Origin of the sequence: Spirosoma sp. (assembly GCF_048594605.1) — a bacterium.
Taxonomy (GTDB): Bacteria; Bacteroidota; Bacteroidia; order Cytophagales; family Spirosomataceae; genus Spirosoma.
Window position 1 is genome coordinate 1 of record NZ_JBMDWV010000228.1, and the last position, 7,461, is coordinate 7,461.

Genomic DNA, 7,461 nt, shown 5'->3' on the forward strand with positions numbered 1-7,461 from the left:
TATAAAGTAGAGCGTTCCATTAGCATTAACGAGTGAGCCTAGGTAAGAAGAACCACCGGGGTTAATATTCTTCACCCGCACCGTTCCTCCATCCGTACCATCACTTTTCCAAAGTTCTTCGCCCCCGTATCCGTTATTAACGACAAAAAACAGCGTGCCATTGACATCTGTTAAATTATGTGGTTGATTATAGACGTAATTCTGATTGAACGATTTGACTTTAACAGTTCCGGATACAGTCCCATCGCTTTTAAATAAACAGTAACCGGATTGTGGGTCTAATGCATTGAAGTACAAAACACCCTTTACGTTAATCAGGCTGCTTGGATTTGATGCGTTGCTACCCGGGTAAATGTCTTTGACCAGTTGTGTGCCCAGTTCAGTACCGTCACTTTTCCAGAGTTCATTACCATGTTCTGCATCGGTTCCAACAAAATAAGCCGTTCCGTCAATACCTACGATTGGGTTCACCGAGTAAGGGTCAATACCATTACCTGACCCCGGATAAATGTCTTTCACCATCACCGGCGTTTGCGCGCGGAGAACGGTAGAGCATAGACAAAGCAATAGCGTTACAACGGTGTATAGCTGTTTCAAAAGAATATAGGAAAAGAATAGGCGACGAAAAAGGTATTAACTGGCTCACAAAAACCTATAATTAGGTTATGTCATCCAATTTCAATTCAAACGTTGATAAGTTGATGGCCGGCCAAGTAGGCCTATAGCGGTTCACTGCAGAAGATGCCTATAGGGCGTAACCGCGTTGATTGTGCGTCGGCTAACCGACTGTGTATGTACAGGAATGAGTACTGAGTAGAGATTGATCATAAGAGTGGACAGTAATGATGAACAGAAATATGTACCGATGTCTTTATCAGCTTACTTTAATCAGATGATACCTGCACCAATACCCAAAAGCTAGATTTTAAGCTAAGTATAGGTACCTAACAATAATATTGAGTACTTATACCTACTTACAAATCTAGCTTTCTGGTAACGTTTAAAAAAGGGTGTTTTTCCCGTTTTTAATTTAAATGTTTTTAATAAGCAGATTGATAAAGATGGTCTATCCTCTTTTAAACCAAAGTAAGTCATAACTTTTATGTAACAGATTTGTTTAGTATTTCATCTTTCTGAAAGACAAAGGGGTTTCTGGCCTTCCTGTATATATTTATCTTTATGTCAGTCGTGTTTACCCAGTTATTCTTCATATAGGGTACAGGTAAGTTTCAATAAACCCGTGCAGCTATACTAAGGTACCCGTCAGCCAAACTCTTACTTTTATAAGTACCACCACCTGAAACCGGTTTGCCTTGCTAAATACATCCTTTGAAAGACTTAATAAGCTAACCAAAGAATTGCCTCCTAAGCCCCAAAGCCCTTGCATTAAAAGACTATCTATTTCATGCCAATGAATCGAAATGAACGGTTTATTTATCTGCCAGTTTGGGGTAGTTACTGTAACTATATAGTCTTGTCCTAAACTGGAATTGGAGGTTTTCTTGAATGATTTTTCAATAAAAGCAGAGTGTGTGTTTTAATAATTGTTAACCTTAATTTAGGGAATTCTGATCTATATAAGTAGTAATCAAATCAATGGAAGTCTCAAAAATCATTTATATACTTTAACTATAGATTTCATACGCAAATAAGGTTCCCATAAAGTACGCGTGTGGATATTATTCTACTAAACCTAAATCCACGAAACAGATTTCGCCAAAATAAATAGAATACAGCCTGAACGAAACGCATTTCAGGTTATACCCCTCAAAAAACCTTAAAAACAAGGTTTATCAGTCTGGCACGGTGATTGGCATCTAAAGGATGATTTAGTACTCATCCTTTAATTTTTGTCAATTATGCATCACATTGATCGAACGCTGCAGGAGTTGGAAACTGGCTCCGGTGTAAATGGAGAATATGAGACCGGATATGAATTCAGTGTAAACGGCGAGTACGGACAAGCATTTGAGCAGTCGTTTGGCCAGGAAGCTAATTACGAAAACGACGAAACCTTTGAGCTGGAGCAAGACCCGGAACTGGAAATGGCCTACCAGCTTCTGGAGGTCAGTAATGAATACGAACTAAACCAATTTCTGGGCGGACTGATGAGTAAGGCGCTGGGAGCCGCCAAAAGTGCCGCTACAGGTTTTATTAATTCGCCGACCGGCAAAGGCGTAGGCCAGTATTTGGTCAATTTCGGCAAGCAAACGCTGCCGCAATTAGCTACGCAATATGGTGGGCTGGCTGGGGGCGCACTGGGCCAACGTGCTGGAGCCGCGCTGGGTGGTCGACTGGGGCCACTAGGTAGTAAAGCTGGGGGCTGGCTCGGTCAGCAAGCAGGTAGCTGGGCGGGCGGGAAAGCGGGTAACTGGGCGGGTACACAAGCAGGTAACGTTATCGCATCCAACGCACAACGCATTTTCAACCTTGAATTTGAAGCTCTACAACCCGAAGACCAGGAACTGGAAATTGCCCGCTCATTTGTTCGCTTCGCTAGTGACCTCACTCGTCAAGCACATCAATCAGTTCGTCAAAATCCAGCCCTCAGCTTAGGTGCAATAGGCAAGCAGGCAATTACGGCCTCGGCCAGACAATATGCGCCGGGCCTGTTGGCCAACAGTCGACGCTCGGCTCTGAAAAACAGGCCCGGCAAAGCCGGGGGCGGAACTTGGGTTCGACGTGGAAATACCCTTCTTATTTATGGGACATAAACGATGATTAATCAACTATCAACTATTTTCTTATCACCTTAAATACTAAGATCATGTACAATAACGAATTTGAACTGGAGTTTGAACAAGGGCTTGGCTATGAGAACGGGAACGGCTCCTACGAATTTAATCAGGAGTTTATGGGGCAAACCAATGGCGAGAACTATGAATTGTATGGCGAACTCGACGAAACCCAAGAGCTGGAGTTTGCACACGAGTTGCTTAATGTTTCCAACGAGGAAGAACTCAATATGTTCCTGGGCAAGCTGATTAAGCGGGCCGGCCGGGCCATCGGCAAAGTCGTCCCGGCATCCGTTGGTAAAGGCTTGATTGGTGCGCTGAAAGGAGTGGCCAAAAAAGCCTTACCATTAGTCGGAGGAGCCCTCGGTACCGTTGGCGGTCCCTTAGGAGCTACCATCGGGGGTAAATTAGGTGGTGTGGCCGGCAACCTCTTCGAGTTAGAACTGGAGGGTCTCAGTCCTGAAGATCAGGAGTATGAATTAGCCCGAGCCTACGTCCGGTTTGCCAATTCAGCCGCTAACAACGCGGCCAGTTTGCCGCAACGGAGCACGGGTAATCCGCAGGCCGTTTTGAAAAAGGCACTTACCGATGCGGCTCAGCAACATGCACCTGGTTTGCTTCAACCTGCCTCGGGGGGGGTAGGGGGCAGCCAGCGTCGTCGAGCCACTCAGGGCAGTTGGGTGCGGCGCGGTAATACGTTGGTCATTCAACTGTAAGTTCATGAAAAACGCAGCCGACACCCAGTTTCTGATCAACGAAACGCAGTCGTTACTCAATCGATTGCAAACGGTGCAGTCGTTCTCGTTGAACACTCCTATGGTTCTGGCGGCTGCGGTATCGGCCCCGGCCCAGGGTGCGATTAACGACCATCTGGCCCGGATTGCCTTCGATCTGCGACACCGGCTTCGCTCGTTCCTTCAGTGGGTGAAAAACCCGGACATCCCCTCCCATAAAGGGCAGGCCCAGTATGCGCTGCTTAAGCTACGCTACAACAATCTTCTTGATCAGTTGGATATTTTTTCTGATGTGCTCCTACAACGTGGCGAACACGGCACTGGTACTTGGATGGCGGGCTTAGACATACTGGCGGAGGATGCGTTGACTTTACCCGGCAACTATTACGAAGCACCACCCCTGATCTGCTTTCTAGAACGGGGACACGGGGCCGCCATTCGACGGGCGCGAACTCGCCTGCCCGGTGGCGACGAAAACCCAGTGGGAGTAATCCAGATTCCCCGCGAGCGCATGATTGGAAGCGGCATTGCTTCGTCGCTCATTCACGAAGTGGGGCATCAAGGATCGGAGCTGCTTGGCCTGACGCAGTCAATCAAGGAGGAAATCAACAAGGTTATTGCCAAAGGTGAAGACGTTATGGCTTGGCAACTGTATCAGCGCTGGCTGAACGAAATCCTGTCTGACTTCTGGGCCATGGCGCATCTTGGCGTCGGGGCGACATACGGCCTAATGAGCGTGGTAAGTTTGCCAAGCTACTTCGTCTTTCGCGTTGCCACTGACGCTCCCCATCCCTTTCCATGGATTCGGGTGCAGGTCAGCATCGCGCTAGGAAAAACGCTTTATCCGCATCCGCAGTGGGATGCGCTAGCGAAACAGTGGGAGTCCCTTTACCCAACACATGGGGAGCCGATCACTAAGCAACAGATTATTCAGAGCCTGAAAAAGGTGCTGCCGCAGTTTGCAAATCTACTGATTAACCACCGGCCTACTTCGCTTCAAGGGAAAATATTGGGAGAGATTTTCCCCGTAACAGAGCGACAACCTGTGCGTTTAAAGCAACTTTATAAGCAGTGGCAACAGCAACCAGGTCTGATGGAAAAAAGTGCCCCGTCGCTGGTCTTTGCCGTGATAGGCCAAGCCAAAGCGGATGGGGCCATCACGGCGGAAAACGAATCGCGATTACTGAGCCGCATTCTGAGCCGCTGGGCTTTGGAACGGGCGAAACGCTATGGAGCAGGAGCCAAACCGGCCAGACAGCCCGCATTAAATGGACGAATGATACGAACGCTAAACAATAACTAAGTATTATGAAACGCGACTTACGCATTGACCATCAACAGGTGTATATCGGCGACAGCTCGACGTTGACCCTGGAAATTATTAGAGAGGCCAAGGACAAGCCAGGTAGTATATTCCAAAAAATAATAGAACCTGACACATATTACAATAGTCTTTTTCTTCTTTTTGACAATCTGTCGAGCGATCATACTGCCCTAATTGAATACCGGTACAATCCTCCTAAGGTAAACGGTGACTCGCCAACGCTAACCTTTAGCAAATTGTATGAAAGCTCTGAGGAGACAGAAAAACAAGTTTCTAAGAGTGCATCGAAACTATTTAGGCGACTTGTTGCCGGAAAAACTGGGGGAGAAATCAAGCTTCCTCTAAAAGAAGAAGACCCAGTCAATATTTCTTTTCTTATCCAGGAATGGGACATGGTCGGGACTTATGTCATCAACGCATTTATCGATAGGCCAGATGCCGAAAGTCTAAGTGCATGGACCAGCAGGGATCTACAATCCGATTATGACTTTCCAACAGTAAATCTGAAAGTCACGGAGGAGAGCGCTCAGGTAGTTAACGTGTCGCTCCAAGAAACCAATCGTGAGGCTACCGACGACCAGCTTCTTTGGATCGTTATCCGAAACCGGACGCTTAATTTTAATGATTACCGGAGGTTCATGGACCGGGTCCTATGTTCCGATAAAACGAACAACGAGCTAGCAGAATATAAAAATCGTGTGCCTTTCAATCGTACGGCTTCCTACAGTCTGCTCAAAGTAGCCACCGAGTTATATCTAATGCAGGAATGTGGATTGGTGCCTTCAGAAATCAATGATTTTTATAAACCAATTAGTAAAGACCCAAAGGGAGACGGTCAACGAACGCGTCGTTCAAATATTTCCCGCTTCAACATTTCCAGACTGCGTGATGAGTACTTGAGCAAACTGGAAACCGAAGGTGGACGAACGATGGCAACGTTACCATATTTTGAGACCATTCGTGAAAACCTAAAAGAATTACCGCTTAAAGAAGGTCTGTATCTGCCCAATGACTGCTACGGAATCCTTCAGTCGAGGCTGACGAGTCCGCCCCTGCTGGAACTCATCTGGTCCTACTGGCACGAAGAAGGGGGATTAGTCCAAACGCTAAACGCTCTCAGTCTGCGTTTCCAGAACGTCCGCCGGGGTATTGACCGCGACCCGCTAGCTAACCTGGCTATCGATCCGCTGCGTCCATTGGGCAATTTACTATGGGGGTATATCGAAGATGAACGCAATCGACTGACCATTAACCGACGCAACTTAGAATATCAGTACGAATACGGCATCTCGTTGATAGGCAAGGCTGTTCAGAGCATTCCCGTAGCTGAACACCGCACGAATTTTCTGCGGGGTTTTCACGAACTGCTGCGGGTCGCCGTTGAGTTCTATCAGCAGGCGAACTTCACAACAGTTATTCCCGACGGCTTTCCAATGCTGAATCACTTGCGCGAAGTTCACCTGATGCTGGCCGAAGGGGCACACAACCAGTACGGCGATCTACCCTGGACGGCCCGCGTGGAGATGATGACCCAGCAGTGGCTACTGGCCCGGCCTGAAGTGCGAGAGTTTCTCGGTGGGCGAATCATGGTGCCCTATACCGAACCGTGGATGGACCGGGTTGATAACATGAAGCAACTCCAGGGCTGGAATCCGACTAATGTCACCCATTTCCACGATCTGGGCGTTTTCGGCGAGCAGTTGCTGCTATCGATCCGGTACGGAAACTGGAACAACACGGCATTGAGTGGGCAGAATGCTGCTAACTGGGCGCATTACTGGCGGGCAGAAATTCAGCGGTATATCCACGCCTACAAAGCCGTTACCGGAGTTGATCTGGCTTCCGACATTGTGGATACGCGGATTTCGCTGCCCGCTAATGAAGACCGTTATCAGCAGCCATCTCAGTTAATTGAACGGCAGGTGGCGATGCGACAGAACGGCCAAGTGCGCCCACGGCAGATAAATGGGCCGTCGATAAACGCGCAACTTCCGCCGAACGGCCAGCTTATTCGCAGAGAGTACAATGGTTGATTTCACGTCGGCGTTGTACCTGGGTCAGCAGACACTATCCGCTTCCTTTCCACCCCATTTGTCCATTACGACGGGTAAACCGGCTGCGCTATATGAGCCACGTTTACATCAGATGGTGGCGAAGGAAGTGGCCTGTAAACAGGGACTGGAAAGTGGCCTGCTGGCTCCCTCAACGCTGCACGTGTTCTGGGATATTGTTGCCTCGCTAGGGCGTTCAAATGCGGTGTTGATGGATGAAGCGATGTACCCGGTCGGGCGCTGGGGAGTCCTGCTGGCCGCCTTTCGGGGTGTTCCGGTGGCGTCGTTCCCGGCTAACGATGCCGAGCAGTTGGCCCGGTTGATCCACATGCACCGCCAGCAAAACCGAACGCCCTGGCTTGTCACCGATAGCTGGAACGTAGCGCAGGGCAAACCAGCTCCACTTGGAATGTATCTAGAGTTGCTCAAGTCTTGCAAAGAGAGCGTCCTGCTCGTTGATGATACGCAGGCATTCGGCATACTGGGACAAAACCCAAACGCGCGATGACCCTACGGAACTGGTGGGGGCGGCTGTTTGCCGTATTTGGACCTGCACAACCCAAAAATCCTGGCTATTACGTCCTTAGCCAAGGGGCTGGGTGTTCCGGTGGCGGTAC

The 7,461-nt window shown here is 48.6% G+C and carries 6 protein-coding genes; 5 read left to right on the top strand and 1 reads right to left on the bottom strand.

Translation table 11 applies throughout. From position 1 onward, the window contains the following. Positions 1-597: ELWxxDGT repeat protein (locus ACOJS8_RS14570; RefSeq protein WP_420149275.1), on the bottom strand; the 597-nt coding region annotated here is incomplete at its 3' end. A 1,262-nt stretch (positions 598-1,859) separates the two neighbouring features. Between ACOJS8_RS14570 and ACOJS8_RS14575 the strand changes: the two genes are divergently transcribed. The 5 genes from ACOJS8_RS14575 to ACOJS8_RS14595 are packed head-to-tail and all read left to right on the top strand — an operon-like array spanning position 1,860 to position 7,352. Then, positions 1,860-2,714, top strand: a complete 855-nt coding sequence (locus ACOJS8_RS14575; RefSeq protein ID WP_420149276.1) for a hypothetical protein — start codon at positions 1,860-1,862, stop codon at positions 2,712-2,714. Positions 2,715-2,767: 53 nt separating this feature from the next. Then, positions 2,768-3,451 (top strand): hypothetical protein, encoded by a 684-nt coding sequence (locus ACOJS8_RS14580; protein WP_420149277.1) that lies wholly within the window; start codon positions 2,768-2,770, stop codon positions 3,449-3,451. 4 nt (positions 3,452-3,455) lie between these two features. Continuing rightward, positions 3,456-4,772 (top strand): hypothetical protein, encoded by a 1,317-nt coding sequence (locus ACOJS8_RS14585; protein ID WP_420149278.1) that lies wholly within the window; start codon positions 3,456-3,458, stop codon positions 4,770-4,772. Positions 4,773-4,777: 5 nt separating this feature from the next. Next, on the top strand, positions 4,778-6,826 hold the full coding sequence (locus ACOJS8_RS14590) for a hypothetical protein (RefSeq protein WP_420149279.1): 2,049 nt from the start codon (positions 4,778-4,780) through the stop codon (positions 6,824-6,826). After that, positions 6,819-7,352 carry a hypothetical protein gene (locus tag ACOJS8_RS14595; RefSeq protein ID WP_420149280.1) on the top strand — a complete coding sequence of 178 codons (534 nt, stop codon included), beginning with the start codon at positions 6,819-6,821 and terminating at the stop codon, positions 7,350-7,352. Before ACOJS8_RS14590 ends, ACOJS8_RS14595 begins: the two co-directional genes overlap by 8 nt. The last annotated feature ends 109 nt before the right edge of the window (positions 7,353-7,461 follow it).

Excerpts from the sequence above, each read along its gene's own strand:
- ACOJS8_RS14590 (WP_420149279.1), top strand. The coding sequence starts at position 4,778 with ATGAAACGCGACTTACGCATTGACCATCAACAGGTGTATATCGGCGAC.
- ACOJS8_RS14585 (WP_420149278.1), top strand. The coding sequence starts at position 3,456 with ATGAAAAACGCAGCCGACACCCAGTTTCTGATCAACGAAACGCAGTCG.
- ACOJS8_RS14595 (WP_420149280.1), top strand. The coding sequence starts at position 6,819 with ATGGTTGATTTCACGTCGGCGTTGTACCTGGGTCAGCAGACACTATCC.
- ACOJS8_RS14575 (WP_420149276.1), top strand. The coding sequence starts at position 1,860 with ATGCATCACATTGATCGAACGCTGCAGGAGTTGGAAACTGGCTCCGGT.
- ACOJS8_RS14580 (WP_420149277.1), top strand. The coding sequence starts at position 2,768 with ATGTACAATAACGAATTTGAACTGGAGTTTGAACAAGGGCTTGGCTAT.